Origin of the sequence: Deinococcus terrestris, assembly GCF_009377345.1 — a bacterium.
Classification (GTDB): Bacteria; Deinococcota; Deinococci; order Deinococcales; family Deinococcaceae; genus Deinococcus; species Deinococcus terrestris.
The window spans coordinates 205,810-231,817 of sequence record NZ_WBSL01000004.1 but is presented as its reverse complement, the minus strand read 5'-3'; the positions used below and the strand labels follow the sequence as shown (position 1 = coordinate 231,817).

Annotated in this window: 27 protein-coding genes and 1 riboswitch; of the genes, 13 read left to right on the top strand and 14 right to left on the bottom strand. The window is 70.9% G+C overall.

Annotated features, from left to right (window positions below; all coding sequences use genetic code 11):
• Nucleotides 1-6: 6 nt before the first annotated feature.
• On the bottom strand, nucleotides 7-501 hold the full coding sequence (locus tag F8S09_RS11195; protein WP_152871547.1) for a DUF3105 domain-containing protein: 495 nt from the start codon (nucleotides 499-501) through the stop codon (nucleotides 7-9).
• 73 nt (nucleotides 502-574) lie between these two features.
• On the opposite strand from F8S09_RS11195, the gene F8S09_RS11190 reads away from it, so the two are divergent.
• Entirely contained in the window at nucleotides 575-1,177 is a 603-nt protein-coding gene (locus F8S09_RS11190; RefSeq protein ID WP_152871546.1) for a 3'-5' exonuclease, read from the top strand.
• On the opposite strand, the gene F8S09_RS11185 is transcribed toward F8S09_RS11190, so the two are convergent.
• Nucleotides 1,178-2,629 (bottom strand): MBL fold metallo-hydrolase RNA specificity domain-containing protein, encoded by a 1,452-nt coding sequence (locus F8S09_RS11185; RefSeq protein ID WP_152871545.1) that lies wholly within the window; start codon nucleotides 2,627-2,629, stop codon nucleotides 1,178-1,180.
• An 89-nt stretch (nucleotides 2,630-2,718) separates the two neighbouring features.
• On the opposite strand from F8S09_RS11185, the gene F8S09_RS11180 reads away from it, so the two are divergent.
• From F8S09_RS11180 to F8S09_RS11170, 3 genes are read left to right on the top strand one after another with little or no spacing between them, the layout of a single operon-like run.
• Complete coding sequence (locus F8S09_RS11180) at nucleotides 2,719-3,198, top strand: universal stress protein (protein WP_152871544.1); 480 nt, start codon at nucleotides 2,719-2,721, stop codon at nucleotides 3,196-3,198.
• Nucleotides 3,195-4,109, top strand: coding sequence for an L-lactate dehydrogenase (locus tag F8S09_RS11175; RefSeq protein WP_322618754.1), 915 nt, complete (start codon nucleotides 3,195-3,197; stop codon nucleotides 4,107-4,109). The genes F8S09_RS11180 and F8S09_RS11175 overlap by 4 nt, the downstream gene beginning before the upstream one ends.
• Nucleotides 4,110-4,847, top strand: a complete 738-nt coding sequence (locus F8S09_RS11170) for an alpha/beta fold hydrolase (protein ID WP_152871543.1) — start codon at nucleotides 4,110-4,112, stop codon at nucleotides 4,845-4,847.
• A 27-nt stretch (nucleotides 4,848-4,874) separates the two neighbouring features.
• On the opposite strand, the gene F8S09_RS11165 is transcribed toward F8S09_RS11170, so the two are convergent.
• The 4 genes from F8S09_RS11165 to F8S09_RS11150 all read right to left on the bottom strand — a co-directional run bounded on the left by F8S09_RS11165 (nucleotide 4,875) and on the right by F8S09_RS11150 (nucleotide 8,294).
• Nucleotides 4,875-5,879 carry an LptA/OstA family protein gene (locus F8S09_RS11165; RefSeq protein WP_322618753.1) on the bottom strand — a complete coding sequence of 335 codons (1,005 nt, stop codon included), beginning with the start codon at nucleotides 5,877-5,879 and terminating at the stop codon, nucleotides 4,875-4,877.
• 12 nt (nucleotides 5,880-5,891) lie between these two features.
• The gene (locus F8S09_RS11160) at nucleotides 5,892-6,776 is read right to left on the bottom strand and encodes an LptA/OstA family protein (protein WP_152871542.1); all 885 of its coding nucleotides are present in this window, start codon (nucleotides 6,774-6,776) and stop codon (nucleotides 5,892-5,894) included.
• A 24-nt stretch (nucleotides 6,777-6,800) separates the two neighbouring features.
• Nucleotides 6,801-7,388, bottom strand: coding sequence for a hypothetical protein (locus F8S09_RS11155; protein ID WP_322618752.1), 588 nt, complete (start codon nucleotides 7,386-7,388; stop codon nucleotides 6,801-6,803).
• Between the two features lie 114 nt (nucleotides 7,389-7,502).
• Nucleotides 7,503-8,294, bottom strand: coding sequence for an AIM24 family protein (locus tag F8S09_RS11150; RefSeq protein ID WP_152871541.1), 792 nt, complete (start codon nucleotides 8,292-8,294; stop codon nucleotides 7,503-7,505).
• A gap of 65 nt (nucleotides 8,295-8,359) precedes the next feature.
• Here F8S09_RS11150 and F8S09_RS11145 point away from each other — a divergent pair, with 65 nt between their 5' ends.
• The 4 genes from F8S09_RS11145 (at nucleotide 8,360) to F8S09_RS11130 (ending at nucleotide 13,408) form a co-directional block, all read left to right on the top strand.
• Complete coding sequence (locus F8S09_RS11145; protein ID WP_152871540.1) at nucleotides 8,360-9,124, top strand: TatD family hydrolase; 765 nt, start codon at nucleotides 8,360-8,362, stop codon at nucleotides 9,122-9,124.
• A gap of 54 nt (nucleotides 9,125-9,178) precedes the next feature.
• Entirely contained in the window at nucleotides 9,179-10,339 is a 1,161-nt protein-coding gene (locus F8S09_RS11140; protein WP_152871539.1) for an acyl-CoA dehydrogenase family protein, read from the top strand.
• Nucleotides 10,336-10,878, top strand: a complete 543-nt coding sequence (locus F8S09_RS11135) for an MOSC domain-containing protein (RefSeq protein WP_322618751.1) — start codon at nucleotides 10,336-10,338, stop codon at nucleotides 10,876-10,878. Before F8S09_RS11140 ends, F8S09_RS11135 begins: the two co-directional genes overlap by 4 nt.
• A 179-nt stretch (nucleotides 10,879-11,057) precedes the next feature.
• Nucleotides 11,058-11,142, top strand: a riboswitch (cyclic di-GMP riboswitch).
• A 454-nt stretch (nucleotides 11,143-11,596) separates the two neighbouring features.
• Nucleotides 11,597-13,408, top strand: coding sequence for an Ig-like domain-containing protein (locus tag F8S09_RS11130; RefSeq protein ID WP_152871538.1), 1,812 nt, complete (start codon nucleotides 11,597-11,599; stop codon nucleotides 13,406-13,408).
• Between the two features lie 85 nt (nucleotides 13,409-13,493).
• Here F8S09_RS11130 and F8S09_RS11125 read toward each other — a convergent pair whose 3' ends face one another.
• Nucleotides 13,494-14,408 (bottom strand): magnesium transporter CorA family protein, encoded by a 915-nt coding sequence (locus F8S09_RS11125; RefSeq protein ID WP_152871537.1) that lies wholly within the window; start codon nucleotides 14,406-14,408, stop codon nucleotides 13,494-13,496.
• A gap of 65 nt (nucleotides 14,409-14,473) precedes the next feature.
• On the opposite strand from F8S09_RS11125, the gene F8S09_RS11120 reads away from it, so the two are divergent.
• Nucleotides 14,474-14,827, top strand: coding sequence for a fluoride efflux transporter FluC (locus tag F8S09_RS11120; protein WP_152871601.1), 354 nt, complete (start codon nucleotides 14,474-14,476; stop codon nucleotides 14,825-14,827).
• Nucleotides 14,824-16,086 carry an exodeoxyribonuclease VII large subunit gene (gene xseA / locus F8S09_RS11115; protein WP_322618750.1) on the top strand — a complete coding sequence of 421 codons (1,263 nt, stop codon included), beginning with the start codon at nucleotides 14,824-14,826 and terminating at the stop codon, nucleotides 16,084-16,086. The genes F8S09_RS11120 and xseA overlap by 4 nt, the downstream gene beginning before the upstream one ends.
• 289 nt (nucleotides 16,087-16,375) lie before the next feature.
• Here the strand turns inward: xseA and F8S09_RS11110 are convergent, their stop codons facing one another.
• The 3 genes from F8S09_RS11110 to F8S09_RS11100 form a co-directional block, all read right to left on the bottom strand.
• Nucleotides 16,376-17,755: a D-alanyl-D-alanine carboxypeptidase/D-alanyl-D-alanine-endopeptidase gene (locus F8S09_RS11110; RefSeq protein WP_322618749.1), complete on the bottom strand. Its 1,380-nt coding sequence runs from the start codon at nucleotides 17,753-17,755 to the stop codon at nucleotides 16,376-16,378.
• A gap of 69 nt (nucleotides 17,756-17,824) precedes the next feature.
• Nucleotides 17,825-18,679 (bottom strand): SDR family oxidoreductase, encoded by an 855-nt coding sequence (locus tag F8S09_RS11105; protein WP_152871535.1) that lies wholly within the window; start codon nucleotides 18,677-18,679, stop codon nucleotides 17,825-17,827.
• Nucleotides 18,680-18,710: 31 nt separating this feature from the next.
• Nucleotides 18,711-19,454, bottom strand: a complete 744-nt coding sequence (locus F8S09_RS11100) for an enoyl-CoA hydratase-related protein (RefSeq protein ID WP_152871534.1) — start codon at nucleotides 19,452-19,454, stop codon at nucleotides 18,711-18,713.
• 51 nt (nucleotides 19,455-19,505) lie between these two features.
• On the opposite strand from F8S09_RS11100, the gene F8S09_RS11095 reads away from it, so the two are divergent.
• Nucleotides 19,506-19,892 carry a (deoxy)nucleoside triphosphate pyrophosphohydrolase gene (locus F8S09_RS11095; protein WP_152871533.1) on the top strand — a complete coding sequence of 129 codons (387 nt, stop codon included), beginning with the start codon at nucleotides 19,506-19,508 and terminating at the stop codon, nucleotides 19,890-19,892.
• On the opposite strand, the gene pdxY is transcribed toward F8S09_RS11095, so the two are convergent.
• Together pdxY and F8S09_RS11085 are read right to left on the bottom strand one after the other, a co-directional pair.
• Nucleotides 19,889-20,800: a pyridoxal kinase PdxY gene (gene pdxY, locus F8S09_RS11090; RefSeq protein WP_152871532.1), complete on the bottom strand. Its 912-nt coding sequence runs from the start codon at nucleotides 20,798-20,800 to the stop codon at nucleotides 19,889-19,891. The two genes, F8S09_RS11095 and pdxY, sit on opposite strands and share 4 nt — an antisense overlap.
• The gene (locus F8S09_RS11085) at nucleotides 20,797-22,326 is read right to left on the bottom strand and encodes a Ppx/GppA phosphatase family protein (RefSeq protein ID WP_152871531.1); all 1,530 of its coding nucleotides are present in this window, start codon (nucleotides 22,324-22,326) and stop codon (nucleotides 20,797-20,799) included. The genes pdxY and F8S09_RS11085 overlap by 4 nt, the downstream gene beginning before the upstream one ends.
• Before the next feature lie 352 nt (nucleotides 22,327-22,678).
• Between F8S09_RS11085 and F8S09_RS11080 the strand changes: the two genes are divergently transcribed.
• Together F8S09_RS11080 and F8S09_RS11075 are read left to right on the top strand one after the other, a co-directional pair.
• A complete protein-coding gene (locus tag F8S09_RS11080) occupies nucleotides 22,679-23,149 on the top strand; it encodes a MarR family winged helix-turn-helix transcriptional regulator (RefSeq protein WP_194165314.1) in 471 nt (156 codons plus the stop codon).
• Complete coding sequence (locus F8S09_RS11075) at nucleotides 23,146-24,369, top strand: cytochrome P450 (RefSeq protein ID WP_152871529.1); 1,224 nt, start codon at nucleotides 23,146-23,148, stop codon at nucleotides 24,367-24,369. The genes F8S09_RS11080 and F8S09_RS11075 overlap by 4 nt, the downstream gene beginning before the upstream one ends.
• Before the next feature lie 52 nt (nucleotides 24,370-24,421).
• Here F8S09_RS11075 and F8S09_RS11070 read toward each other — a convergent pair whose 3' ends face one another.
• Nucleotides 24,422-24,649 carry a hypothetical protein gene (locus tag F8S09_RS11070; protein ID WP_152871528.1) on the bottom strand — a complete coding sequence of 76 codons (228 nt, stop codon included), beginning with the start codon at nucleotides 24,647-24,649 and terminating at the stop codon, nucleotides 24,422-24,424.
• A gap of 95 nt (nucleotides 24,650-24,744) precedes the next feature.
• Nucleotides 24,745-25,968: a BON domain-containing protein gene (locus F8S09_RS11065; RefSeq protein ID WP_152871527.1), complete on the bottom strand. Its 1,224-nt coding sequence runs from the start codon at nucleotides 25,966-25,968 to the stop codon at nucleotides 24,745-24,747.
• Between the last annotated feature and the right edge of the window lie 40 nt (nucleotides 25,969-26,008).

The window sequence follows — 26,008 nt, the reverse complement described above, 5'->3', positions numbered from 1 at the left end:
CCGCCCTTACTGGGTGCCCCCGTACCCCCCCGAGCAGGCCGCGCCACGTTCGGGGGCGGTGGCGCCCTGCTCGTACTTGTCTAGAAAGGGCGTCAGGCGCTCGTCGCTGGCGCTGTCCACCGCGAGCTGGGCGTTCCAGGCGCTCATGACGATGGGGCTGGACAGGCCCGCGTGCGGGCTGAGCAGGGTGTAGGACCGCCCGTCGAGCAGTTCCTTGAGGGCCGTCACCTCCGACGCGGGGAGGTCGGGGCGGTAGGTCACCCATACCGCGCCGTGTTCGAGGCTGTGGACGGCGTACTCGTTGTAGAGGGGCTGGTCGTAGACGCCGCAGTCCTGCCACATGGCGTTGTGGGCGCCGCCCACTGGGGGCGTCTCGGCGTAGACCAGCGAGCCGGTGCGGTGGTCACCGCCCTTGTACTCGAAGGTCTGGACGCCTTCCAGGGAAGCGCCCGAGCAGGCCGCGAGCAGAAGGGGCAGGGCGAGGGGAAGGAGACGCTTCATCCTCCGCAGAGTAGCGGGCGAAGGTGAAGGCTTGTGTACCCTGCCCCCCGCCCCCGCCGTGGCACGCTGGAGTATGGCCCCGCCCCCCTCCTCCCCCTTTCCCGACCCACCGCCGCGTCTCGCGGGACTGACCCAGCCCATCGTCTTTCTGGACACCGAGACGGGCGGGCGCGACCCCCGGCGTCACCCGCTGCTGACCGTCGGGCTGGTCACCCTGACCCCGGCGGGCGAGGTGACCCGGCCCCTGCACCTGCGGGTGCGCCACGACAGCTACGACGTGGAGGCGGAGGCGATGGCGGTCAACGGGATCGACCTCACGGCCCACCACGCCCAGGCCCAGCCCCCGGAGGCCGTCGCCGACGCCATCCGCGCCTACGCTGCCGAGGAAGGCCGGGTGATGCTGGGCGGGCACAACTTCGCCTTCGACCTGGGCTTCCTGCGCCCGCTGCTGCCTGACCTCGGCACCGTGTTCCGGCGTGGGCAGGTGGACACCAAAATTACGGCGCAGTTTCTGATTCACACCGGGCTACTGCCGCGCAAGGTGGGCACCTCTCTGGACGACCTCGCGGCGCACTTTGGCATCACTTACCAGGCCCACGACGCCCTGGAAGACGCCCGCGCCACCGCCGAGGTCTACGCGGCCTGCTTGCGGCTGGTGCGCTCTCCCCAGGACTAGCTATTCCTCGGGCCGCCGCACCACCCCGTCCGCCTGGGGCGTTCCCGGTGGGCGCCCTCCCGGAAAGGTGGTCGTCAGCAGGTCCACCTGCTCGCGGTCCGGCACCAGGTTGGCGGTCAGGCCACGGGCCTCCAGCACGGGGAGGAAGGCCTCCATCACCTCCGGCTCGCCGTGCACCAGCCACACGCGGGGCTGCCCGGCCGCCTCCAGAAAAGCGAGCAGGTCGTCCTGATCGGCGTGGGCGGAAAAGCCCCCGATGGTATGGATCTGGGCGCGGACGGCGATCTCCTCGCCCATGATCCGCACGGTGTCCGCCCCCGCGACGAGGCGCCCGCCCAGGCTGGACGGCGACTGGTAGCTCACGATGATCAGGTTGGTGGACGGCTTCCAGAGGTGGTGCTTGAGGTGGTGCTGGATGCGCCCCCCGGTCATCATCCCGTTTCCGGCCAGGATGATCGCCGGGCCGTCGTAGCGGTTGAGGCGCCGGGACTCCTCGCCGGTCAGGACCGTGTGCAGCGTAGAGGGGCGGAAGGGGTCCTCGCCGCGCTTCAACGCCTCGCGCACGGGCGGGATCAGTTCGTCCCCGAACTCGAAATAGGCGTGGGTCGCCCGCGCCGCCATCGGGGAGTCGAGGAAGACAGGGATGCGCGGCACCTCGCCCGCGTCCATCAGGTTCTTGAGCTCGGCGAGGATGAACTGGGTGCGTTCGAGGGCAAAAGACGGGATCAGGATTTTGCCCCCGGCCCGCACGCTCTGGCGCAGGGTGTCGCGCAGCTCGGCCAGGGTGTCCGGCAGCGAGCGGTGGCGGTGGTCGGCGTAGGTGGACTCGATCACCACCGCGTCGGCCTCGGGCGGCGGGGCGAAGTCGAGTTGCAGCCCGCTCTCGCGGTTGCCGAGGTCGCCCGAGAGAATCACCCGCGTGTCGCCGTCCTCCAGCCGCAGGTACGCGCTGCCCAGGATGTGCCCCGCCCGCCCCGGCGTGACCCGCAAGCGACCGACCTTAAGCGTCTCGCCGAACGCGAAGGCGGGCCGCAACAGGGCCAGGGTGCGGTGCACGTCCTCCTCGTCGTAGAGGGGCTCGGGCACCTCGTCCTCCCGGCCGACGCGGCGGGCGCGGCGCAGGTCCTGGCGGTATCCCTCGACCTGAAGGCGGGCGGAGTCCAGCAGCACCGTCTCGGCCAGCGCCGCCGTGGGGGGCGTGCAGTACACCGGCCCCCGGAAGCCCTGGCGCACCAAGAGCGGCAGCCGCCCGATGTGGTCGAGGTGCGCGTGCGTGAGCAGCACCGCCTGAAGCTCGGTGGGGTCGAAGGGAAAGGGCTCGCGGTTGCGGGCCTCCAGCTCTTCGCCGCCCTGGAACATGCCGCAGTCCACGAGGACTGGGCCGCCGCGCACGCCCAGCAGGTGGGCACTTCCGGTGACGGTGAGGGCCGCGCCGAGGCTCTGAAGGTGCATGGGGCAGTCTGCCCCTGCGGAGGGCAACGGACCTTTACCCCGCCTTCAGAAAGTGGGCGCATGCCGGGAGGCGGGTGTAGCGTCGGCCCATGACCGAGCCAGTGTTTTCACAAGGCGGCGCGGGCGGCCAGCCCTTTTCACGGGTGCTTGTCGGCACCGATTTCTCGGCGGCAGCCGACCACGCCCTGGCAGTGGCCCGCCTGCGCTTTCCGGGGGCGCTGCGGCGGCTGGTGCATGTGACGGACGCCCGCGTGACTGCCACCCCCGACCTGATGGGCGGCGTGACCCCGGCGGCGCTCGACCCCACGCTGCTGCACACGCTGGAGAGCGCGGACGGCGAGCGCCTGAAGGCCCTGGCTGGACCTGGTGAGGAGGCCGAACTGCTCGTGGGCGACCCGGTGACGGGGATTCTCGACGCCGCCGAGCACTGGGGAGCCGACCTGATCGTGGTGGGCACCCACTCGCGCGGAGCGCTGGAGCACTTCTTCCTGGGCAGCAGCGCCGAGAAGCTGATCAGCCGCAGCCTGGTTCCGGTGCTCACCGTGCGGCTGCCGGGAGACGGGCGGTGAAGGTCGGGGTCGTCGGCTCAGGTCTGGTGGGGGCGACCGCCGCCTACGCCCTGACCCTGCGCGGCTCGTGCAGCGACCTCGTGCTGGTCGACCGCGACGAGGCCCGCGCCCAGGCCGAGGCCCAGGACATCGCCCACGCCGCGCCCATCAGCCACGGTACCCGCGTGAGCAGCGGGGGCTACGCGGCCCTCTCGGGTTGCCGGGTCGTGGTCGTCGCGGCAGGCGCCAACCAGCAGCCCGGTGAGACCCGCCTGGACCTGCTGGAGAAGAACGCGGCCATCTTCCGCGAGGTGATTCCGCAGGTGGCCCGGCACGCCCCGGACGCCGTGCTGCTGATCGCCACCAACCCGGTGGACCTTTTGACCGACCTCGCCGGGCGGCTCGCGCCGAGCCAGCCGGTGCTGGGGTCGGGCACGGTGCTGGACTCGGCCCGCTTCCGCCACCTGATCGCGGAGCGGGCCGGGGTGGACGCCACCCATGTTCACGGCTACGTGCTGGGCGAGCACGGCGACAGCGAGGTGCTGGCCTGGAGCACGGCGGCGGTGGCGGGCCTCCCCGTGGCCGATTTCATGCGCTCGCGCGGGCTGGAGTGGACGCCGGAGGTGCAGGAGGAGATCGACACCGGCACCCGCGACGCCGCCGCCGCGATCATCGGCGGGAAGCGGGCGACCTACTACGGCATCGGGGCCGCACTCGCCCGCATTGCGGAGGCCATCCTGGACGACCGCCGCGCCGTCCTGACCGTCAGCGCCCCCACACCCGACTACGGCGTGAGCCTCAGCCTGCCGCGCATCGTGGGGGCGCGGGGGGTGGAGGCCACCCTGACCCCCGTCCTGACCCCAGAGGAACGCGAGGGGCTGGAGGCCAGCGCCCGCGTTTTGCGCGAGACCGGGCAAAAGGTGCTGGGATAGGTGGCATCTGGGCTGCGGGAGCAGGGCAATGGGGAACCGGCGTTCATCCTTCTCTCCGGGTTGGGCGACCCTCTGACGTGGTGGTGGACGGTCGCCACGCCGGAGGAGGCGCAGCCCCACTGGCGGGGACTGGAGGGCAACCCCCGGCCCGGCATCGCCCCCACCCTCGCCCAATGGACGAGAGTCGTGACCTACGACCGGGCGGGCATTGGGGACAGTCCCCTGCCCGCCCATCCCCACACCTGGGCTGACGTGTATGCGGAGCTGGACCGCGTGCTGGACAGCCTTCAGCCCTCGCGTTCACCCATCCTGGTGGGGCACTCGCTCGGCGGGATGATCGCCTCCACCTACGCCCGGCGGCGACCGGAACGGGCAGGCGGCCTCGTGCTGCTGGACCCGACCCCGCCGCCCCTCACCGCCCCGCCGCCCATGCCCCTGCCGGAGCCGCTCGCCCTGACGCCATTCGGGCCGGAGGAGGTGGCACCGGGGGCACTGGGGGACCTTCCCCTGCTGCTGATCGCCCCGAATCGTCCTGCCACGCCCACCGAAGCGCCGGGCCGCACCCAGGAGCAACTCGACGCCCGCTTTCACGCTCGCCGCGCCCGGCATCTGGAGTGGATCACCCTGTCGGGCCGCAGCCGGGCAGTGTGGGTGGACCATCCCGGCCATTACGTACATCTGGAGAGGCCGGAAGTCGTGCTGGAGGCGATTAGGGCGTTCTGGGAGGAATTAACGTAAAAAAGCCCCCTCGTGGGGGGCTGGGGCTTATGGCGTTCGGGGGGCTGGCGTCGTCGGTTCCTCGTCCTGAAACTCCCCGGTGATGGTGCCGCCTTCCGGGGCGCGGGCGACCACCTCGTTGCGTTCAAGGTCGTACAGCAACTCCCCGGCCCGCAGCACGTCGCCGCGCAGGGTGCTCTCGGCGGGCTGCTCGGCGGTGCCGATCAACCGGGCGAGGTTCGCCTCGTCGTCGTACTCCACGCGGGCGGCGCGGCTGACGCGGCCATCGGGACTGCTCAGGACCACCGCGCCGATCAGCACGGTCTTCTCGGTGTCCACCTCCACCTCAATGCGCTCGCTCTGGCCGGTCAGGGGGCCGTCGTCACCGGGGCGGGTGAAGGTGATGGGGCCGTCGATACGGGCCACCCCGTCCGTCTCGTCGTAGACCAGTTTCTGGCCCTTCAGCTCGGTGCGGCCCTGGGTGACGAGCACGGTGTCGGGCGCGGGCTGGGGCGTGGCCTCCACCGCGCAGCGGCTCAGGCGGTCGGTCTTGCCCTCCGGCACCTCGTCCAGAAAGCGGGCGGTCCCGGCGCTGGCCTCGATACGGCCGTCGCTGCCCTCGCCCTCCTCGGCGGGGCGCTGGGTGACGAGGGCGAGCGGCACCCGGATGACGTTCTGGTCGATGGTGATCTGCACGCCGCCCGGCCCCGACTCGGAGAAGACGGCCACGTTGGGCGACCCTTCCGGCTCATCGTCCTGCGGGCTACAGATCGTGAAGATGCCCGTCTCGTCGCTGGTCCCCGTCCGCACGATGCGGATGCGCCGCTCCTGCCCGTCGTCGCCCCGGCGCACGAGTTCCAGGCTGGAGGTTTCGGCCCCCGGCTCGGCGGGCGCGGAGTCCTGCGACTCAGGCGTCTCGGACGGCGGCGCGTCCGGCGCCTGGGGCTCGGCGGGCTGGGCCTGGGTGGGGGGCGTCTCCTGCGCGAAGGACGCGACCGGGAGCGCCGCCCCCAGCAGCAGGGTCAAGGTCAGCAGCAGGGGGCGGCGGGGCACGGCAGAGGCTCCTTATTCGCCGCGCAGCTGGAACTGCTCGGTGGGAATCTTGTAGGCGGTGTTCAGCGCCCGCACGCGGCCGAGGTCTGTGCGCTGCTCCAGGGCGCCGCTGGCGGGGGCGCGGACGGTCACCTTGGTCTTGGAATCGGTGCTGACCGCGTTGCCCACCACGTAGGCGACGTTTTTCTTGTCGTCGTAGTACACCGCGTTGCCCGTGGTGGTCAGGGTCCCCTGCACCAGCTTGACTCCGCCGCGCACGTAGAGGGTCTTCTCGGCGGTGCGGGCGCGGACCTCCTGCCCGGTGATGGTCAGTTCCTTCTGGTTGCCCTTGGCCGCGCGGGTCAGGCTGGGGCTACCGGTGAGTTGCGCGAGTTCACGGTCCTCGTCGAAGACGAGCTTGTCGGCCTTGCCGCTCTGGATGCCGTTCCTGAGGGTCACGTTCCCGGTCGAGGTCGACACGTTGTTGTCCACGTCGAGGCTCATCTGCCCGGCCGCGATGGTCACGGTGTCGCCGTTCGACTTGTCGTCGGGCACGAAGGTCGCCCGCGCGTTGCCACTCATCACGCCCTGGCCGCTGGCCTCGCTGTAGGCGAGCTTGTCACCCTTGGCGGTCAGGCGGCCCCGGCTCACGGTGATGTCGTCGCTGAAGCTCGCGGTGCGCTTGCCCTTGGCGTTGGTCAGGGGCGTTCCGGCGGGGGCCGCCAGGGTGGCCTGCTTCGCCTGGATTTGCAGGCTGCTCACGGTCGCCTTGACCGGGCTGCCGGTGAAGGTCAGCGGCCCGTTGCGCAGGTCGCCGCGCGGCGCTCCCTGAATGTTGATGATGCGTTTCTCAGCGGCGGTCTGCGCGAGCACGGGCGTGACGGCGAGGGCCAGAATCAGGGCGGTGCGCTTGTTCATGTCGGTTCTCCTGGGCAAAGGGGGTCAGAGGGGAATACGTCGGCCGTTCTCGCAGGTCTCGGCCGCGTCGAGGTCCCCTTCAAAGGTGGAATCCTCGCCCGCTTCCTCGATCTGGAAGTCGAAGGTCATCCGCAGGTTTGTCAACCGGGCCACCAGGGACGGCGAGTCCACCTGGGCGACGGGCGCACTGAACCCCGACCCCTGCTCCACCCGCACGGGCCGCTCGCGCGTGCCGCGCAGGTCGATATCAGCACACTGCTGCACCAGGGTGACCTGGGCCTGACGGGTCAGCAGGTTGTCCTGCGTGTCGATGGTGAGGTCCGGGGCGTCCAGCGTGGCGTCGAGCACCGGGGCGCCTCCGCCCTGGGGCCTGAGCCAGCGCCCGCCGTCCGCGAGGCCGGTCAGCCGCGTCTCCCCGCGCAGGGGGTCACTGACCACCCGCTCGGCCGAAAAGCGCCACACCGCTCCCGGATCGCGGGCCGGGTAGAGGCTGAGCTGAACATCACTCAGCCGCGCTCCGGTGTCCGGCCCCGCCTGCGAGGGCGGCGTCCGCGAGAACACCAGCGCGAACACCGCCAGCGCCACGAGCGCATACACCCCGGTTCTCAGCACGGGCGCACTTTAGCGCCCCCCCCTCATGAGAGTGGTGGCATTCCCCTGACGGGGGTGAGGAACAGTGCAGGTGGGCTGTGGGTGTCCGCCACAGCCCACGGCTCCTGTCCTGCTTTATCCAGACAGGACGGACGGCAGCGCCGGGCGGTGCAGCGGCAGCGTGGGCGAGAGCCACACCCGCCCGGTGCCCCGGTACGCCTGCACGAAGCCCTCGCCCGTGCGCCCGCTGCCGATCAGGCCCCGGCTGCTGCGCTCCACGCTGAAGGTCAGGCCGCCCGTGTACGCCAGCACGAGGTTGCCGTCCACCTTCAGCGTCTCGTTCCGGAGGTCGACGATCTGGAACTCGGCAGGCGGCACGGGGCTTTGCAGGGCGAACAGGCCCCGGCCCGACAACTTGGGCTGCACCCGGCCCTCGCCACTGCCGACCGCCGCCGCGAATCCGGCGTTGACGTGCCGCCCCACGGTGATGTCGCCCGCGCAGGCGACAAAGGCGCCGTCGTCCACGATCAGGTCCTCGCCGGTCAGTTCGTCCAGCAGAAAGTGCAGCCCGGTGGGTTCGGTGTAGATCACGCCCGCGCCCCGGTAGGCGGTCTTGTAGAGGCCCTCGCCGCTTCCTACCGACGAGACCGCCCCGCGCAGGAAGCCGCCGAGGCCACTGCCCCCGCTGCGGGTCGCCTCCATCTCGATCTCGCCGCGCAGGTATTGCAGGGCGCCCGGCTCCAGAGTGACGGCCCCCGACCCGTCGGTGTGAATCGCGAGTTGCCGCGAGCGGCCAGGGCGGTTGACCGGCTCCAGGTAGCCCTCCAGCGGCGGGTAGGCGGGCCGCGCCTCGTACTCCACGACCTGAAACTTCAGGCCAGCGGCGGTGCGTTCCTCGGTCACTTCGGGAAAGAGGCGGTATTCCATAGGCCAGGGTACGGGGTGACGGGCGGCGAGGTTCCGGTTGGCCCCCAGCGCGTACCCTCTTCCCCATGATCGACACCCACTGCCACCTCGATTACCTCGACGACCCGGCCTCGGCGCGGGGGGAACTCGGCCTGACCGGGATGGTCTGCATCGGCGCGGGGCCGGAGCACGCACGAAAGGCAGTGGCGCTCGCCGAACAGTTCCCCGACGTGTGGGCCACCGTGGGCCTGCACCCGACGAGTACAGAAGATGACAGCCCCGACGCCCGCACCGACCTCGAAGCCCTGGCCCTCCACCCCCGTGTGGTCGGCATCGGGGAAAGCGGGCTGGACGACTACTGGGACGAGACGCGGCGGGGGCCGCAACTCTCGGCCTTCGAGTGGCAACTTGACCTCGCCGGGCGGGTGGGCAAGCCGCTGGTCATTCACGTGCGCGACAAGGCCGGGCAGGACTCGGCCCACCGGGGCGTGATGGACGTGCTCGCGGCGGGGCCGGACGTGCCCGTCATCCTGCACTGCTTTTCGGGGCACTCCAGCCTGCTCGCGTTCGGGCTGGAGCGCGGTGCCTACTTCGGTTTCGCGGGAAATACGACCTACAAGAACGCCCGCGAGATCCAGGAGGCCGCCCGCGTGGTGCCCCTGGACCGCCTGCTGCTGGAGACGGACGCCCCCTTCCTCGCCCCGGTGCCCAGGCGCGGCAAGCCCAACCGCCCCGGCTACGTGCGGCACACGCTGGACTTCGTGGCGGGCCTGCGCGGGATGGACCCCGCCGAGTTGGAGCGCGTGACCGACGGCAACGCCCGCCGCATCTACCGTCTCCCCGGCGCGTAGACTCGGCGCGTTCCCCGCCATCCACACCCCACTCCCCACCCCCCGGAGCCCCCCATGATCGACGAATTCGCCGTCTCCGACCTCCTCTCCCCCGACGAGAAACTCATCCGCGAGAGCGTGCGCTCGTTTTGCGACGCTGAACTTATGCCGCATATCGCGGAGTGGTGGGACGAGGGCACCCTGCCCGTGCGCGACGTGATGCGCCAGTTCGGGGCGATGGGCCTGCTGGGGCCGACCACGCCGGAGGAGTACGGCGGCGCGGGCACGAGCTACAGCGCCTACGGGGCGATGATGTACGAGCTGGAGCGGGTGGACAGCGGCCTGCGGAGCGCGGCGAGCGTGCAGGGCAGCCTTGTCATGTTCCCGATTTATAGCTACGGGAGCGAAGAACAGAAGCGGAAGTATCTGCCCGGCCTCGCCTCCGGTGAGCTGATCGGCTGCTTCGGCCTCACCGAACCCGACGGCGGTTCCGACCCCGGCGCGATGCGGACCCGTGCCCGGCGCGACGGCGACGAGTACGTCCTGAACGGCAGCAAGATGTGGATCACCAACTCGCCCGCCGCCGACCTCGCGGTGGTCTGGGCCAAGGACGAGGAGGGCGTGGTGCGCGGCTTCATCGTGCCGACCGACGCGCCCGGCTTCCACGCGCCCGAGATCAAGCGCAAGATGAGCCTGCGGGCTTCGGTGACGGGCGAGATCGTGCTGGAGGACTGCCGCATTCCGGCGGAGAACCTGCTGCCCGGCTCGGGGGGCCTGAAGTCGCCCCTCTCGTGCCTGACCTCCGCCCGGTTCGGGATCGCGTGGGGAGCGATGGGGGCGCTGGAGGCGGTGCTTCAGACGGCGCTGGAGTACACGGGGAGCCGCACGACCTTCGGCAAGCCCATCGCGGGGCGGCAGCTCGTGCAGGACAAGCTGGTGAGGATGGCGACCGACCACTCGGCGGGGCTGCTGCTGGCGTGGCGGCTGGGGCAGTTGAAGGACGCGGGCCGCATGAATTACGCGCAGGTCAGCTATGCCAAGCGGAATAACGTGCGGGTGGCGCTGCAAGGCGCCCGCCTCGCCCGAGAGCTGCTGGGCGGCAACGGCATCACGACCGAGTATCCGGTCATCCGTCACATGCTCAACCTCGAAACGGTGGACACCTACGAGGGGACCCACGACATCCACACGCTGATCGTGGGGCGGCACCTGACGGGAGTGGGGGCGCTGGAGTGACCCCCAGGGTGGAGGCGGTCAGCCTCAGCCCGGAGCACGGCTTCAGCAAGGCACCCCAGCCGGAGGTGCGCCTCCTCGCGGGCCTGGGCGTGGAGGGGGACGCGCACGCGGGCCACACGGTGAAGCACCGCTCGCGGGTCGCGCAGAACCCGGACCAGCCCAATCTGCGGCAGATTCACCTGATCCACGCCGAACTGCTGGAGGAACTGGCCTGGCAGGGCTTCACGGTGCGCCCCGGCGACCTGGGAGAGAACCTGCTGACGCGGAGCCTGGACCTGCTGGGCCTTCCCACCGGAACCCGCCTGCATCTGGGCGGAGAAGCCGTGGTGGAGGTCACGGGCCTGCGGAACCCCTGCGGCCAGATCGACGCCTTTCAACCGGGACTGCTCGCGGCGGTGCTGGGACGCGACGAGCACGGCGGGCTGGTCCGCAAGGCGGGGGTAATGGGCGTGGTGTTGACGGGAGGCGTGGTAAGGCCAGGTGACGTGGTGCGAGCAGAACTGCCCCCGGAGCCTCACCAACGGCTGGAGCGGGTCTGACGCCAAGAGCCACTGACCCGGAAACGAGCCGCACGGACGCCCTTGAGGAACGAATTTCCGCATCGAAGGACCCACCGCACTTTAGACCACATGAGTCTGTGTGCAACTCCAGCTAATGAGTCAACTCATCATTGGTTTTGCCTGCCCCTCTAGGTTGTGGGTGGATAGCCACAATCTGGTGCTATCCGAGGGGCTGTGAAACCTCGTTCCTTATACGGGCACCTGGAACGGGTGGAGCCAGTGGTGCGACCGACTCGGGACATACCGGACTGGTGTGTCATTAGCCCCCGCTGTGTTATGGCAGCAGCCCCCACGCTTCTTGGTGGGTGCGGCACCGCTCAGCCATAACCCGTTGCGAAAGGAGGCATGGAACCGGCTCGGGGAATTCCCCTTCCGGTGAGATGACGTTCATTGTTTTGAGACGGATTCCGGCCCAACAGGGACACACCCTGGACAACCCAAACGGATTTGCAAAGTTGCAGAGCAGAGCGGTTGACCGAAGCGGACATCTCTGGATCAGGGTGTTCCCAATTCGGTCACGGGGTGCACGCGAGCTGTGTGAGCGCCCCAAGATCCCCGGTTCGCCTCATTACGCGCTAAGCGGGGTGAATGCTTTGCGGTATCCGGACACTGCCGTTTTCCCAGACCAAGTTCCCGAAGGACCAAGCCGGGGTGGAGTGGTCCGCAGAAGTCCTCATTCCCGATCAAGGAGACTATCATGGCCCTTCTCCCTTCCCGATATGGATGCGCCGCCGCACTGCTGACCCTAACCCTGCTGGCCAGTTGTAGTACCCAGACTCCCAGCCCTGGCCCGAACCCCCAGCCCCCTGCAGGTTCAGAGGACACCGTCAGGCCGACACTGAACCTGACCTCGCCGCAGCAAGGCAGCACGGCCAGTGGCAGCCTGCTTCTTCAGGGGACCGTCCGCGACAACGTGGGGCTCAGCCGCCTCACGTACCGCTTCGGCAACGGCAATGAACAGGTGCTGACCCTGCCCGCGGACGGCGCCATCAGCCAGAGCCTGTGTCTGTGCGGCCTTACGGCGGGGACCTACATCCTGACCGTCACCGCCTATGACGCGGCAGGCAACAGCACCTCGGTGGCCCGCACCGTGACGGTCACGACCGGCAGCGGCACGGGCACACCTGCGGACACGCAGGCGCCCACCTTCACGCTGACCTCTCCCGCTGCCGGGGCGAGTGTGCAAAATCCCGTGCGTTTGACCGGAACCGCAACCGACAATCAGGCCGTGACCCGCATCACCTACCAGCTCGGCAGCGAACCCGAGGTTGCGCTGGACGTGACGCCCGGCCCCACGGTCAACCTGGACACCCTGCTGCCTTCCCTCCCGGTAGGAACGCAGACAGTCAGCTTGCGGGCCTACGACGCCGCTGGCAATGCCTCGAGCCCCGTGCAGGTCACGTTCACCGTCAACCCGCCCAGCACCCAGCCCGGTGATACCCAGGCGCCCAGCGTCTCCCTGATCTCGCCCACCAACGGCGCCAGCGTCACGGCGCCGGTGAGAGTGCAGGGCCGGGTCACCGACAACCAGGGCGTGACCCGCGTCGTCTACGCGCTCGACAACGGTCCCGAGACGGCGGTGCCCATCACGCCAGGTCTGGCAGTGGACCTCGACTTCACCCTGCCGTCTCCGCCAGCCGGAGCGCACACGCTGACGGTCAAGGCGTATGACGCGGCCGGAAATGTCTCCCCGACAGCCAGCCGCACCTTTACCGTGACAGGAGGCGGGACCGGCACGCCGGGCGACACGGTGGCCCCCAGCGTGACCCTGACCTCGCCCGCCAGTGGGGCGACCACCAGCAACCCGGTGCGCCTTACCGGCACGGCCAGCGACAACCTGGGGGTCACCCGCGTGACCTACGCCGTGGACAACGGCCTGGAGACGAACCTCTCGGTCGCGCCGGGACAGACGGTTTCCTTCGATACGCCGCTGCCGGTCCTGTCGGCTGGGACGCACACCCTGAGCGTCCGGGCCTACGACGCGGCGGGCAACGTCTCTAACGCGGTCAGCGCGACCATCACGGTGACGGTGGACCAGACCACGGGACGCCAGCCGCTGACGGGCAGCGCCTACACCGTGAACTCGGGCCGGAGCGAACTGTGCCTGCTGTGCTCGGTGGACAACGCCGCCAACGTGATCAACGCCGACCTGAGCGACGAAGCCTCCATGAAATTGACGGTGGGAGCGCTCGGCGATACCTACCTGCGGGTCATCGGCACAGCGCCCCGGACGGCCGGGCAGCGGGCCGGATTTGTCGTCCGCCGGGCAGGAAGCCTGCTGGACGCGGGCGTTCTCTCCGGGCTGACTGTGGTCACCCTGCTGGGGGGACAGGTGCAGGAAACCCGGACCGGGGCAGGGCTGCTCGACCTCGCGCTGCTCGCTCCCGGCGGCGACCTCCAAGCGGTCAGTTTCCAGACCAGCAAACCTTTCGACAGCGTCGAGCTGCGCTTCGGTGCCGTCGTGGGCGCCCTCTCGGAACTGCGTGTGCGGTACGCCTTCGTGCAGTAACCGGGCCTCGCCAAACGCCCGCGTCCCTTGATCCCCCGTCCCGGCCGCCTGCACCGCTGCCGGGGCGGGGGCATCGTGTGGTCCCTCACCACCACCCCCGCCGCTTGAAGTAGGCGGCCAGCAACCCGCCGATCAAGAGGAAACTGCCCCACGCCAGCGCGTAGCCCCAGGGCTGCGCCAGCTCCGGCATGTATTTGAAGTTCATGCCCCACACGCCTGCCAGAAAGGTCAGCGGCAGAAAGACCACGCTGACGGCGGTCAGGGTCCGCATGACCTCGTTCATGCGCTGGCTCTGGAGGTTCAGGTGCAGGTCCAGCAGGCTGGTGAGGTGGTCGCGCAGGGTGTCGAGTCGCCCCGCCGCCCGCGCGAAGGAGTCCTGCGCGTCGCGGTAGCGCACCAGATCGGCGGGCGAGCCGTCCGCGTGCCGGGCCAGCAGGATGGCGGCCTCCCGCGCGTCCGAGGCGAGGCGGCGGGCGTGCGCGAGCAGGTGCTTGAGGTCAAACACGTCCGCGACCGGGTTCTCCCGAACATGGGTGAAGACCCGCTCCTCCAGATCGTCCACGCGCGTCTCCAGCGTATCGGCCAGCGTGAAAAAGGTGTCGGCGGTGTGGTCGAGCAGCTCATAGGTGACCTCGGGCGGCGTGTTGACCGTCTCACGGCCCAGGAGCGCCCAGACCTGCTGCACGGCGCGGGTGGGACCGTGGCCCATCGTGAGGACCGCCTCCGGAAAGAGAAAGACACTGACGCGCTCGGTGAACTCGTCGGTCTGTTCGGGGCGGGCGTAGGAGCGCACGGTGATGAAGGTGTGCTCGGGGTACGCCTCGGCGCGGCTCCAGTGCCCACGCTCCAGCACGTCCTCCACAGCGAGGGGATTGAGCCTGAAGGCCGAGCGCAGCCGGGCAAGTTCTTCCGGGGTGACCCCCTGCGCGTCTACCCAGACGCCCTGGGTCTGGCCCTGCCAGTCCAGGTCCTGGCCTTCCAGTGTGCGGGCACGGATCATCAGCCTCCAGACTACGCGCCCGGCTGGGGCGTACCCTGGGAGCTGTGAGCGCGTGGCTGTGGGTGATGGCGGGCGGTGCCCTGGGCGCGGCGGCCCGCTACGGGGTCGGACTGGGGCTGGCGCCGCTGGCCGCGCGGGGTGGGTGGCCCTGGCCCACGCTGCTGGTCAACGTGGTGGGGTCGCTGCTGCTGGGCCTGACCCTGGGGCTGGTGGGGCGCGGCGTGTGGCCGGAAGCGGGGCGGCTGGCCTTCGGGACCGGGGTGCTGGGGGCCTTCACGACCTTCTCGGCGTTCAGCGCGGAACTGGACGGACTGCTGAGCCGGGGCGCGGGAGGCACGGCGGCGCTGTACGCGGTCCTCAGCGTGGGGCTGGGGGTGGGCGCCGCCGTGACCGGGCGCCTGCTGGCGGAGCGGCTGTGACCGGGCGCCGCAAGAAGGGCGCGACCCGCCCGCCCGAGCAGTTCCTGGACCTCGTGGACGTGCTGGGGTACGTCGAGCAGGTCATCGCGCGGGGGGTGCCGGGCGCCGTGTGGGTGCGGGCGGAAATCGCCAGCCTCACCGACCGCCGTCACCTCTACCTGGACCTCGTGCAACTCGACGGCGGCGCGGAGGTCGCCAAGTGCCGCGCGACCGTGTGGGCACGCGAACGCTTCGCGCTGGAGGGCAAGTTCCGCCGGGTGACTGGGGGCGGAGGGCTGACGGCGGGGCTCAAGGTGCTGCTCTTTTGCACCGCCGAGTTCCACGCGCAGTACGGCTTTTCCCTGAACGTTCTGGATGTGGCGCCCGAATTCACCGTGGGAGACGCGGCCCTGCGGCTGGACGCCCTCCGCGAGACGCTGGTGCGCGAGGGGGTCTACGGCCTGAACCGCACCCTGCCTGCCCCCACCGATTTCGCGCGGGTGGCGGTCATCAGCCCAGAGGGGGCGGCGGGATTGGGCGACTTCCGGCGCGAGGTGGACGCGCTGGAGGCGGCGGGCGTGCTGGACCTCGTGTATCTGGAGGCGACCTTTCAGGGAGCGGCGGCGGCGGACAGCCTGACGGCGGCGATTGCCGAGGCGCGGGCCGCGCACGAGGATGAACCGCTGGACGCGCTCGTCGTGATTCGCGGGGGTGGGGCGGTGACCGATCTCGCCTGGCTCAACGACCTCGCGGTGGCGCGTGCCCTGGCGACCTTTCCGGCCCCGGTGATCACGGGCCTGGGCCACGCCCGCGACGACACCCTCCCCGACGAGGTGGCCCACACCCGCACCGACACGCCCAGCAAGGCGGCCGCCCTGATTGTCCGCACCGTGGCGGCCGCTGCCGCCCAAGCTCAGGAAGATGCCCGCCGCATCCGCGCCCACGGCCGGGAAGCCCTCGTGAATGCCGAAGCCGGGTCGCGCTGGGCACTGGACCGGGTGCTGGGAAGCGCCCGCCGACAGGCCGACACTGCCCGCCTGAATACCGACGCCCTGATGCGGCAGGCGCTGGGACTCACGCCAGAGCGTACCCTCGCACGGGGCTACGTGCTGGTGCGAGACGAGGCGGGGAGGCCCGTGACGCGGGCGGCGGGGGTGGGGCCGGGGGAGCGGCTGACGCTGGAGTTTGCGGACGGGACGGTCGCCGTGCAGGAACGAGGGCAACCTGCGGTGGCCACCCCCTCCCAGCCTCCCCCACAAGGGGGGAGGAGTAGACATTGACCTGCTGTTGCATAAGCTGTCTTCTCTCTGTGTCAGCCGACCTCAGCGTCCGCGCCTCGTAAGCCTAACGTCCAGGCAGACAGGCCGTTCGGCGCGTCAGGGCCGAGGCCTTTCACTTGGGCGGACTTGCAAAGCTGCGCAGCAGAGGATGGCGCGGAGGGGGAAACGGGGGCGGGGTTAGACACGCGTCCAGATGGGGGGACGACCTTTGCCTAGCGCAGCGCCGCTCCCCCTTTCCCTCCGGGGAGGGGGGCTGGGGTAAGCCGCAATCAAGATGCCCGGCCCCCACTCAATACCGCCCCGCCACCGCCTCCACCACCTCATCCTGCACTGCCCGCAGGGTCAGAATCGGCGTCTCACGCGGCCCGTTCATCAGCAGGGCGAACCCCAGCACCCGCCCGCTCTCCGCCGTCACGTATCCCGCCAGTGCTGACACGCCCGGCAGCGTGCCCGTCTTGGCCCGCACGTCCAGACCGGTGCCCTGCATTCTCAGCGCGAGGGTGCCGCCCCGCCCCGCCTTGTCGCCCCCTACCCCCGCCTGCGGCAGCGCCTCGGCAAAGGCGTTGCGCCGCGCCCGGTAGGTCTGGCCCGGCACCTCGGCCCGCGCCTCGCCCCGCACGTAGGGCACGTCATACATGCGGTCCAGCAGATCAACAAGCGCCCGCGCGGTCAGGCGGTTGTCGCGGCTCAGGCCGCTACCATCGGCGAGTTCCACGCCCGAGGTGTCCACCCCGAGCTGCCACAGCGCCGCCCACTCGCGCCCCAGCGCCCGCGTCAGGGTGCCGGGCGGGGAGGCGAGGGAGGCGAGCAGTTCCTCAGAGCGCAGGTTGTCGCTGGGCCGCAGCACGTTCGCCAGCGTCCGGAAAGGCCGCGCACTGCGGACGGAGGCGACGGCCTGCTCGGGCCGCTGGGCTACTGGGATGAGGGGATCGGGCGGCAGGAAGCGGCCCCGCTTGTCCCGGCGCAGGGGCGGCACGGGGGGGACGTAACGGGGTGCCGTGCCCACCGCATCCGAGCGCACCCGCACCCCGGCCCGCCGCAGTTCCCGAATCAGCGCCGCTCCTGCCCACGCACGGGCCTGCGCCGCCGACGTGGGGGGCGAGGCATACCAGTCGGTCAGCCCCACAGCAGTCATGGGCACCCCTAGCACGAGGTCGTTCCAGGCCGCCGCGTTCAGCCGCCTCTCATCCAGCCGCACGGCGCCGACCTCGCGTAGGCCACGGGCGTAGGCCTGTCTCGCTAGCGCCCGCAGGCTGTTGGGGCCGTCCGAGGCGCTCAGGGTAGGGTCTCCCCCACCCCGCAGCGTCAGGTGGGACACCCGCGCCCGGCCCTGCTCGGCGGCGAGGACCGTCAGCTCGGTACTCCACCAGCCCGCGTCGCCTCGGTCCAGCAGCACCGCCGCCGCCGTCACCAGCTTGACCGTACTCGCGGGAATCAGGGACAGGGTGTCCTCGCGGGCCTCCAGCACCTCGCCCGTCTCCAGGTCACGGACCAGCAGCCCCAGCCGCACGCCGGGCGGCATGTCCGACAGCGCCCGCCGCACGTCGGCGCTCAGGCCCGGCGAACGGGTCAGCGTGACGTGGACGGGCGTGGAAGGTGGCGGCGCCTGCGCCCGCGACAGCGCCCCCAGAGCCGGGGGCAGCAGAAGCAGGGCGAGGACGCGGCGCACGGGAGGCAGGATAGGGCAGGGCGCGGATGGCAAAAGGCAGAAGGCCAAGGCCGACCCCGCCTTCTGCCTTTAGCCTTCTGCCTTCTGCTTGCGCCCTTCGGCCTCCTGCATCCCCAGGTACATCTGGTACTGCGGCGCCCCGCCCAGCATGTTCTGGCCGCCGTCCACGGGCAGAATCACACCCGTCACGTAGCTCGCGGCGTCGGAAACGAGGAAAAGGGCGGCGTTGGCGATGTCCTGCGGCACCCCGAAGCGGCCCAGCGGCACGGTGCGGGTAAAGGCCGCGCGGGTCTTCTCGTCGGGGGCGAGGCGGGCCATGCCCTCGGTGCCGTCGATGGGACCGGGAATAATCGCGTTGACTCGCACCCCACGCAGGCCCCACTCCACCGCCAGCGTCTGGGTGAGGGCGTCCACCCCCGCCTTCGCCGCGACCACATGCGCCTGCATGGGCACCGGCACCCCGTAGGCGCTGATGGAGAGGATGGTCCCGCCGGGCGTCTTCAGGTGCGGCGCACACGCCTTGATGGTGTTGTAGGTGCCCAGCAGGTCGATGTCCACGACGGTCTTGAACCCGTTGGGCGAGATGCCGTCCACCGGAGCCGGGAAGTTCCCCGCCGCCCCCGCCAGCACGATGTCGAGCGGCCCGAAGGCGTCCACACCCGCCTGCGCCGCCGCCTGAAGTGCCGCGAAGTCGCGCACGTCGGCGGACACGCCCAGGGCACGGCCCCCCGCTTCCTCAATGCCACGGGCGGCGTTCTGCGCTTTTTCCAGATTGCGCCCCAGGATGGTTACGGCGCACCCGTGGGCCGCGAAACTCTGCGCGATGCCGAGGTTGATGCCGCTGCCGCCGCCCGTGATCAGGGCGTGCTTGCCGCGCAGCAGGTCGGGGCGGAAGGTGGTGGCGGGGTCGTGGGGTTGGGTCATGGGAAGGCTCCTTGGAAAGAGGTGGAGGGGGTCAGGCTTTCTTGATGGCGCTCAGCAGCGCGTCCGCCGTCATGTGCCGGGCGTTCCACTCCACGGCGGCGGCGAGGCTTTCGGCGTGCGGCAGGCCGTCGTGCAGGGTCCGCTTGGTGCCTTCCAGCGCCCTCGGGGGCAGGGCGGCGAGGTGGGCGGCGAGCGCATCGGCACGGGCATAGAGCGTGTCCGCATCCGTATGAACTTCGGTGACGAGACCCCAGCGTTCGGCGGTGGTCGCGTCGATGGGTTCCCCCGTCAGCGCGAGGTGCGCCGTCCGGCCCCGTCCGATGAGGTGGGGCAGGCGCTGGAGGCCCCCCAGATCGGCGGTGATGCCCAGCTTGACCTCCGGCAGGCTGAAGCGGGCGCCCGCGCTGCAAATCCGCACGTCACACGCCGAGGCCAGCTCCAGCCCCGCACCGATGCACCAGCCGTCAATGGCGGCGATCACCGGGATGGGCAACGCCGCCAGCCCCTCAATGGCCGCGTGCATCTCGGCCACCAGCGCCGAGAATCCCTCGGGGTCGCCCAGCGTGGGGGCGATCAGGGGGGCGGTCGCCGCCACATCCAGCCCCACGCTGAAGTGCCGCTCGCCGCGCACGATCAGCACGCGGACTTCTCCCAGCTCACGCAGGGCCTGGGGAATGTCGCGCCACGTCGCCGGGCCAAACGCACTCTTGGGGTGCGCCAGGGTCAGGGTCGCCACCTCGCCCGCGTGGGAGAGGCGCACGCTTTCATAGGTCATGGGGGGAGTGTAGCGGGTCAGGCCGCGCCCCCCTGCGCCAGACTGTCTCTCATGCGAACCGTCGTGGCGGGCATTCTGGAGCGGGACGGCAAGGTGCTGGTGGGCGCACGCTCGGCCCCAGCGTGGGCAGCGGGCTTCTGGGAGTTTCCGGGCGGCAAGGTGGAGGGCGAGGAGACGCTGGCTGAGGCCCTCGCCCGCGAGTGGCGTGAGGAACTCGGCGCCGAGGTCGAGGTGCTGGACGAGGTCTACCGCTCGGCGCTGGACACCCCGGTCGGCCCCTTCACGCTGGTGGCGCTGCGGTTGCGCCTGCTGTCGGAGGATCCCCGGCCGCTGGAGCACCGCGCCCTGGCCTGGGTCGCGCCCGCCGACCTGACCCGGCTGCGGCTGTTGCCCAGCAACGTGCCCATCGCGGCGGCGTTGGTGGCCTTGGACGGTTAGCCCACCCGCTCCGCCGGGAACACCCGCGAGGGCCGCACATATTCGTCCTGCGCGGCCACAAGTTGAATCTCGCGGGTTCCGGCGCGGTGGGTCAGCTCCAGCAGCGCATACAGGGCGCTCATGCTGAGGCTCAGGGCCTCGCCCGCGTCCCCGGTCTGGAGGAAGTGCCCGAAAAACAGCGCGGCGATGGCGTCCCCGGTCCCGTTGCGCGGCGGGTCCAGGGGCAGCAGCGGCGTGCGGCACAGCCACGCGCCCTCCCCGGTGACGGCCAGCGTCTCAATCACACCTTCCGGGGCGTCCTCGCGCACCAGGCTGGTCACGACCACGATGCGGGGACCGCCCTCCCGCAGCCGCCCGCGCAGGAGCCGGGCTGCGCCCAGCGCGTCGTCCAGCGTCTTCACCGTGCGCCCGGTCAGCAGTTCCAGCTCGAACTGGTTGGGCGTCACGAGGTCGGCTTCCGGCACCGCCCGCTCGCCGATCAGCTCCGGCAGCTCGGGCCGCACGAACACCCCGCGCCCCACGTCGCCCATCACCGGGTCGCAGCAGTACAGCGCCTGCGGGTTGGCCGCCCGCACCCGCCGCACCGCGCCCACCACGGCGTCCACGGTGCCCTCCGAGCCCATGTAACCGCTCAGCACGGCCCCGCAGGAGGGCAGCGCTCCCCGCGCCTCGATGCCGTCGATGATTTGCGCGACGTGCTCGGGCGGAAAGACGCTTCCCGTCCACGCCCCATACCCGGTGTGGTTGGAAAACTGCACCGTATGGATGGCCCAGACCTCGAAGCCCAGGCGCTGAAGGGGGAAGACGGCGGCGGCATTCCCGACGTGGCCGTAGCTCACCCACGACTGAATGCTGAGGATGTTGTGCGGGAGGCTGGTCTGCGGGGCGGCAGGGTCGGCGGCGGTCATGCGCCGAGGATAACGGGCTCGGCCACCGCCAGCCGCAGCGGGCCGAATTCGCGGGTCCAGAGGTCGGCCTTGGCCTCCATGCCCTCCCGGTCCAGAGGGGTAGCCCCCTCCACGCCCAGGGTCCAGCCCCCAGCGTCCCGGCCCAGGTGTCGCACCCGCGTCTGCCCCGCGTGCGAGCGGTCCAGCCCGTCCGCGACCCGCAGCACCGCCGCCAGCCGCGAGACGAGGGCGCGGTCGGCGGGGGGCAGCGCCATGAACTCCGGGTGCGAGGGCTTGGGCGGGCTCTTGCGGTGGTAACGGGCGAGTTGCGCGATGAGTTCGATCTCGCGGGGGGAGAAGCCGCGCAGCCCCGCGTGCCGGATCAGGTAGGCCGAATGTTTGTGGTGGCTGCTCTGCGCCACGATCTGCCCGACCTCGTGCAACCCGGCGGCGGCGGTGAGCAGGCTGCGGGCCTCGGGGGGGAAGGATTCGCCCGCCGCCTCCAGCCCGGCCAGGAGGTCCCGCGACAGGGCCGCTACCTGCCGCGCGTGCCCGAGATTCGCCCCGAAGCGCTCGGCTGTCGCCAGCACGCTGCGCTGCCGGGGGCTGAGGCCCGAGACGTAGGCGGCGGTGCGTTCCAGTTCCTCAATGAGCATCCCCTCGCGCAGTGCCCCCTCGCTGACGGTAAAGGTCTGCGCCCCCAGTTCCTCCAGCGCCGCGTGCAGCACCGCGAAGCCCGCGACCACCGTGTCGGCCCGCCGCTCCAGTCCCGGCAGCCGCGCCCGCCGCGCCGCCGGGAGGGACCGCACCCGCTCCAGCGCCGCCCCCAGTTCCGCAACTGTGAAGCTCAGGCCGTTGACCCGCTCGGGTCCCTCGTCGCCCCGCGCGGCCAGCAGGGTCGCGGCGGCTTCGGCGGTCCCGCTCGACAGGATCACTCGGGTATCCGGGCCGGGCCGGAAGCGTTCCAGGTGGGGCCGCAGGGCCGCCTGCACCGTTTCCCGGACCGCCCGCACTTCGCCCCCCCTGGGCGGGTCGCTGTGGAGGTGCGCCCGCGTCATGCGGATGGCGCCCAGCGGCAGGCTCAGCACGTCGGACGCCCGCTCGGGACCACCCCGCACAAACTCTAGGCTGCCCCCGCCGAGGTCCAGCAGCACGTTGTCGGTGCCGAACTCCACGCTGTGCGCCGCGCCCAGGTACGTCAGCTCGCCCTCGCGCTCCCCGCTGATGATGACCGGGTAGACGCCCACCTCGGCCCCCACGCGGGCGGCGACCTCCGGGCCGTTGGGGGCCTCGCGCAGGGCGGAGGTCGCGTAGACCTGCACCTCGGCCACGCCCGCCGCCCCCGCGAGGTCGCGGAAGCGGGTCAGGGCTTCGCGCAGCCGCCGCTCGCCCTCGGGGGTCAGGTTCCCGGCCGCGTCCAGGCACTCGCCCAGGCGGGTGCGGTCCTTGAGGGCGTCCAGCACGCGGGGTTCGCCGCCCTCGCCGCGAACTTCGGCAATCAGGAGATGGCTGGAATTGGTGCCCACGTCGGCAACAGCGACCCTCATGGGGGCAGGCTAGGGCATTTGGGAGAGGACCTTGGCTTCCTGCGGCGCTTGATGGGGGTGCAGGGTGGCCGAGTGGGACCGTTTTCGCCGTCTGGCATGAGGGCGAGCTTCGCCCGCCACCCCCCTCCCCAACCCTCCCCCGCAAGGGGAGAGGGAGAAAAATGCTTCACCCACACAACATCTCGCTATTGCACATAAACGTTTTAAGGGGGGGAAGCTAGGAATGGTATAGCTCCGCAGGGTGGGGGTGAACCGGCCAAGCATCCAGAACCAACCCACGACCAACACCCACCCCCCTCAACTTGATTGCACTCTGCAACAACTCACATGAGCGGGGAGCATCCTGGGAGGCGTGCGCGACCCCGACCCCCTCCAGACGCCCGAACTGGCCTTCCTGACGGCCCTATGGGACGTGTGGCAGGCCCTCAGCGAGCGGGGCGAGGCCGAGTTGCGGGGGCGGCACGGGCTGGACCTGCGCTCCTTTATCGCGCTGGCTTACGTGCAGGGCGGGACCACGCAGCCCGCTGCCCTCGCCCGCGAGCTGGGGGTGCCCCGCTACGAGGTCAGCCGGGTGCTCGCCGCGCTGGAGGCGCAGGGGGCCGTCACGCGCGGCCACCACGACCCCGACGCCCGGCGGGTGACCGTCGCCGTGACCCCGGCGGGCCGTGCCCTGTGGGAAGGGGCGCTGGAGACGGTGCGGGAAGTGACTGGCCCCGCACTCGCCGCCCTGCCCCCCACCGACCGCGCGGGTCTGCCCCGTTCCCTCAGCGCTGTCGCCGCAGCGACCCGCGCTTTCTCAACTCCCCAGGAGATGACCCCATGACCACCGCCGACTCTGTGCCCGACACCCCCCGCTGCCCCTTCGGGTTCAGCGATACCGCCGCCCTGACCCGCCGCCCCGGTCCCGACCCGCGCGACCTCCCGGCGGTGGAGGCTGATGAGGCTGGTGTCTACCGCCTGCACGCCTTCGGCCCTGCCCGCGAGGTGCTGCGCTCGGAGGGGGTGCGGCAGGCGGGCTTCATGTCGGAGATGACGCGCGACGTGGCCTTCCTGGGCCGCGCCCCGGTGCTGTTCGCGGAGGGCGAGGAACACCACGAGATGCGCCGCTCCACCGCCCGTTACTTCACGCCGAAGCAGGTGGACACCTACGCCCCGATGATCGCCGGGAACGTGGAGCGGCTGCTGACGCGGCTGGCCCACCAGGGTGAGGCGAATGTGGACGACCTCAGCCTGGACCTCGCCGTGACGGTCGCCGCGCAGGTCGTGGGCCTGACCAGCAGCCTGCTGCCGGGCATGGAGCGGCGCATCACCGCGTTCGTGGAGGGGGGCGGCGACAGCGAGCCGGGAAGCCAGCGCCGGGGCAGCCGCGCCGAGTCGCTGCGCCAGCAGACCAACCTGGGGCTGTTCTACCTGCTGGACGTCAAACCCGCCATCGCTGCCCGCCGCCGCGAGCCGGGCGACGACCTGATCTCGCACCTGCTCTCGCGCGGCTACAGCGACATGGAGATCATGACCGAGTGCCTGACCTACGGCACGGCGGGCATGGTAACCACCCGCGAGTTCATCAGCGTGGCGGCGTGGCACCTGCTGCGGAACCCCGAGCTGCGGACCGAGTATGTCCACGGCACCGAGGCCGAGCGGCACGCCATCCTGCACGAGATTCTGCGTCTCGAACCCGTCGTGAACACCCTCTACCGCCGCGCCGAGGAACCGCTCACCGTGGGCGGCCAGACCATCCCCGCCGGGAGCCTGCTCGCGCTGGACATTCAGGGCACCAACCTCGACCCGGAGGTGGTGGGCGAGGACGCAGGCGCGGTCTGCCCGGCCCGGCCCCTCCCGCGCGGGGTCACGGCCCCGGTCCTCTCCTTCGGGGACGGGCACCACCGCTGCCCCGGCGCCTTTCTGGCGATCAAGGAGTCGGACGTGTTCCTGCGCCGCCTGATGATGTGGCAGGGCCTGGAGGTCGTCTCTGAGCCGCGCGTCACCTTCAACGAGGTGGTCAAGGGCTCCGAGCTGCGCGGCTTCCGGGTGCGGGTGCGGTAGAACACCAGCAGAGAAAGAGCGCGGAGGATGATCCCTTCCGCGCTCTTGTCCGTTACATCCCCTTGTCGTCGCCGCCCGTGCCGAACGTGGTCCCGGTGTCGGTGATGGCGTCGGAGCCGGGCACATCAAGCGGCGAGGCCGGGTTGCCCGGAAAGGTCGGCGTATTGCTCATGCCGCTCTCGGACTCGTCGTAGTAGCCGGAGCGTTCGCTCAGCTCGTTGCCGAGGTCATCAGGGAGGGCGGGCTGGTCGGTGCGAGAGGTGCGGTCGTCGTGGGTCATGGGAACTCCTGCGGGTGGGGAGAGCCGCCGACCCCGGTGGTGCGGCAGGGTCGGCGGCCCGGTCAGGGAAGGTTCAGGCGCAGGTCGGGACGCGGTTACTTCTTGGTGTCGTTGGCGCGGTCGCTGTCCACGCTGCTGCCCAGCGACCCGGCGGGGGTATCGGTGTCCGAGCTGTAGCCGGTGCTGCCAGTGCGGTCCACGCTGGAGTCGCTGCTCCCGCCCATCCCGGTGCCGCCCGCCGTGCTGCCCATGCTGGTCTGGCTGCTGCCCGTCTGGCCCATGCTCGTCTGAGTGTCGCCCATCATGCCGCCGGTGCTGCTCCCGCCCAGGCCGCTGCTGCTCTGGCCCATGCTGGATCCGCCGAGGCTGGTCTGCCCCATGCCGGAGGTGTCCATGCCCCGGTTGTCCATGTCGCCGCTCATGCTGGACTGCCCCATTCCAGACTGGCTCATCCCGGATTGGCCCATGCCAGATTGACCCGCGCTGCCCTGGCCCATGCTGGACATCACCATGCCGGAGCCGCCGCTGCCCTGACCCATGCCGCCCCGCGACACGCGCAGGTGGTTGTGCACGTCGCGCACGCCGCGCAGGTGCTCGATGGCTTCCTCGGCGCGGCGCTTCTGCTGGCGGTCACTCACGGTGCCCGTCAGGGTAACCTCGCCGCCCTGCACCTGCACCTCGATGTCGCTGGCGTCCACATGGTCGTCGTCTTCGAGCGTGTCGTTCACCATCTCGCGGATGCGGTCGTCGCTGCGCTGGTAGCCCTTGGGTCCCTTGCCCCGGTGACTGTCCATGCCGCTCATGCTGCCTGACATGCCCATCCTGCCGGAGCTGGACGAGCTGCCGTACTGCCCGCCGCCCGACTGGCCATACTGACTGCCCCCGTACTGGCCCCCCATCGAGGAGCGCCCGTAACGGTCATCCATGCCGCCCTGCGGATCGGCCACGTAGGTCTGGCGGCCATAGCGGTCGTCGCCCATGCCCATGCCCCCCGACATTCGGCGGTCATCGGAGTACGAGGAATAGGACGAGCGGGAGCTGCCCTGCCCGTAGCGCTCCTGCCCATAGTCCTGCGAGCCGGAGCTCATGCTGCCCATGCCCTGCCCGCGCCCCATGCCGTAACCGGAGCGGTCGTCGTCCATGCTGCGGCCCTGGCCCATCCCGCCGCCCATGCCCGCGCGGTCGGCGTACAGGTAACGCTCGCCCCGGCGGTCGTCATCCCGGCCCTGGTCGCGGCCCCAGCCACGGTCCATCATTCCGCGGCGGTCGTCGCTGGTCATATCGCGGTCGTCGTAACGGTCATCACGGTAACGGGTCATGGGATTCCTCCGCCTTGGGGTGGACAGCGGCAGCCCCCGC

Coding starts and splice junctions, on each gene's coding strand:
- F8S09_RS11195 (WP_152871547.1), bottom strand. CDS start 501: ATGAAGCGTCTCCTTCCCCTCGCCCTGCCCCTTCTGCTCGCGGCCTGC.
- F8S09_RS11190 (WP_152871546.1), top strand. CDS start 575: ATGGCCCCGCCCCCCTCCTCCCCCTTTCCCGACCCACCGCCGCGTCTC.
- F8S09_RS11185 (WP_152871545.1), bottom strand. CDS start 2,629: ATGCACCTTCAGAGCCTCGGCGCGGCCCTCACCGTCACCGGAAGTGCC.
- F8S09_RS11180 (WP_152871544.1), top strand. CDS start 2,719: ATGACCGAGCCAGTGTTTTCACAAGGCGGCGCGGGCGGCCAGCCCTTT.
- F8S09_RS11160 (WP_152871542.1), bottom strand. CDS start 6,776: ATGAACAAGCGCACCGCCCTGATTCTGGCCCTCGCCGTCACGCCCGTG.
- F8S09_RS11150 (WP_152871541.1), bottom strand. CDS start 8,294: ATGGAATACCGCCTCTTTCCCGAAGTGACCGAGGAACGCACCGCCGCT.
- F8S09_RS11145 (WP_152871540.1), top strand. CDS start 8,360: ATGATCGACACCCACTGCCACCTCGATTACCTCGACGACCCGGCCTCG.
- F8S09_RS11140 (WP_152871539.1), top strand. CDS start 9,179: ATGATCGACGAATTCGCCGTCTCCGACCTCCTCTCCCCCGACGAGAAA.
- F8S09_RS11130 (WP_152871538.1), top strand. CDS start 11,597: ATGGCCCTTCTCCCTTCCCGATATGGATGCGCCGCCGCACTGCTGACC.
- F8S09_RS11125 (WP_152871537.1), bottom strand. CDS start 14,408: ATGATCCGTGCCCGCACACTGGAAGGCCAGGACCTGGACTGGCAGGGC.
- F8S09_RS11120 (WP_152871601.1), top strand. CDS start 14,474: ATGGCGGGCGGTGCCCTGGGCGCGGCGGCCCGCTACGGGGTCGGACTG.
- F8S09_RS11105 (WP_152871535.1), bottom strand. CDS start 18,679: ATGACCCAACCCCACGACCCCGCCACCACCTTCCGCCCCGACCTGCTG.
- F8S09_RS11100 (WP_152871534.1), bottom strand. CDS start 19,454: ATGACCTATGAAAGCGTGCGCCTCTCCCACGCGGGCGAGGTGGCGACC.
- F8S09_RS11095 (WP_152871533.1), top strand. CDS start 19,506: ATGCGAACCGTCGTGGCGGGCATTCTGGAGCGGGACGGCAAGGTGCTG.
- pdxY (WP_152871532.1), bottom strand. CDS start 20,800: ATGACCGCCGCCGACCCTGCCGCCCCGCAGACCAGCCTCCCGCACAAC.
- F8S09_RS11085 (WP_152871531.1), bottom strand. CDS start 22,326: ATGAGGGTCGCTGTTGCCGACGTGGGCACCAATTCCAGCCATCTCCTG.
- F8S09_RS11075 (WP_152871529.1), top strand. CDS start 23,146: ATGACCACCGCCGACTCTGTGCCCGACACCCCCCGCTGCCCCTTCGGG.
- F8S09_RS11070 (WP_152871528.1), bottom strand. CDS start 24,649: ATGACCCACGACGACCGCACCTCTCGCACCGACCAGCCCGCCCTCCCT.
- F8S09_RS11065 (WP_152871527.1), bottom strand. CDS start 25,968: ATGACCCGTTACCGTGATGACCGTTACGACGACCGCGATATGACCAGC.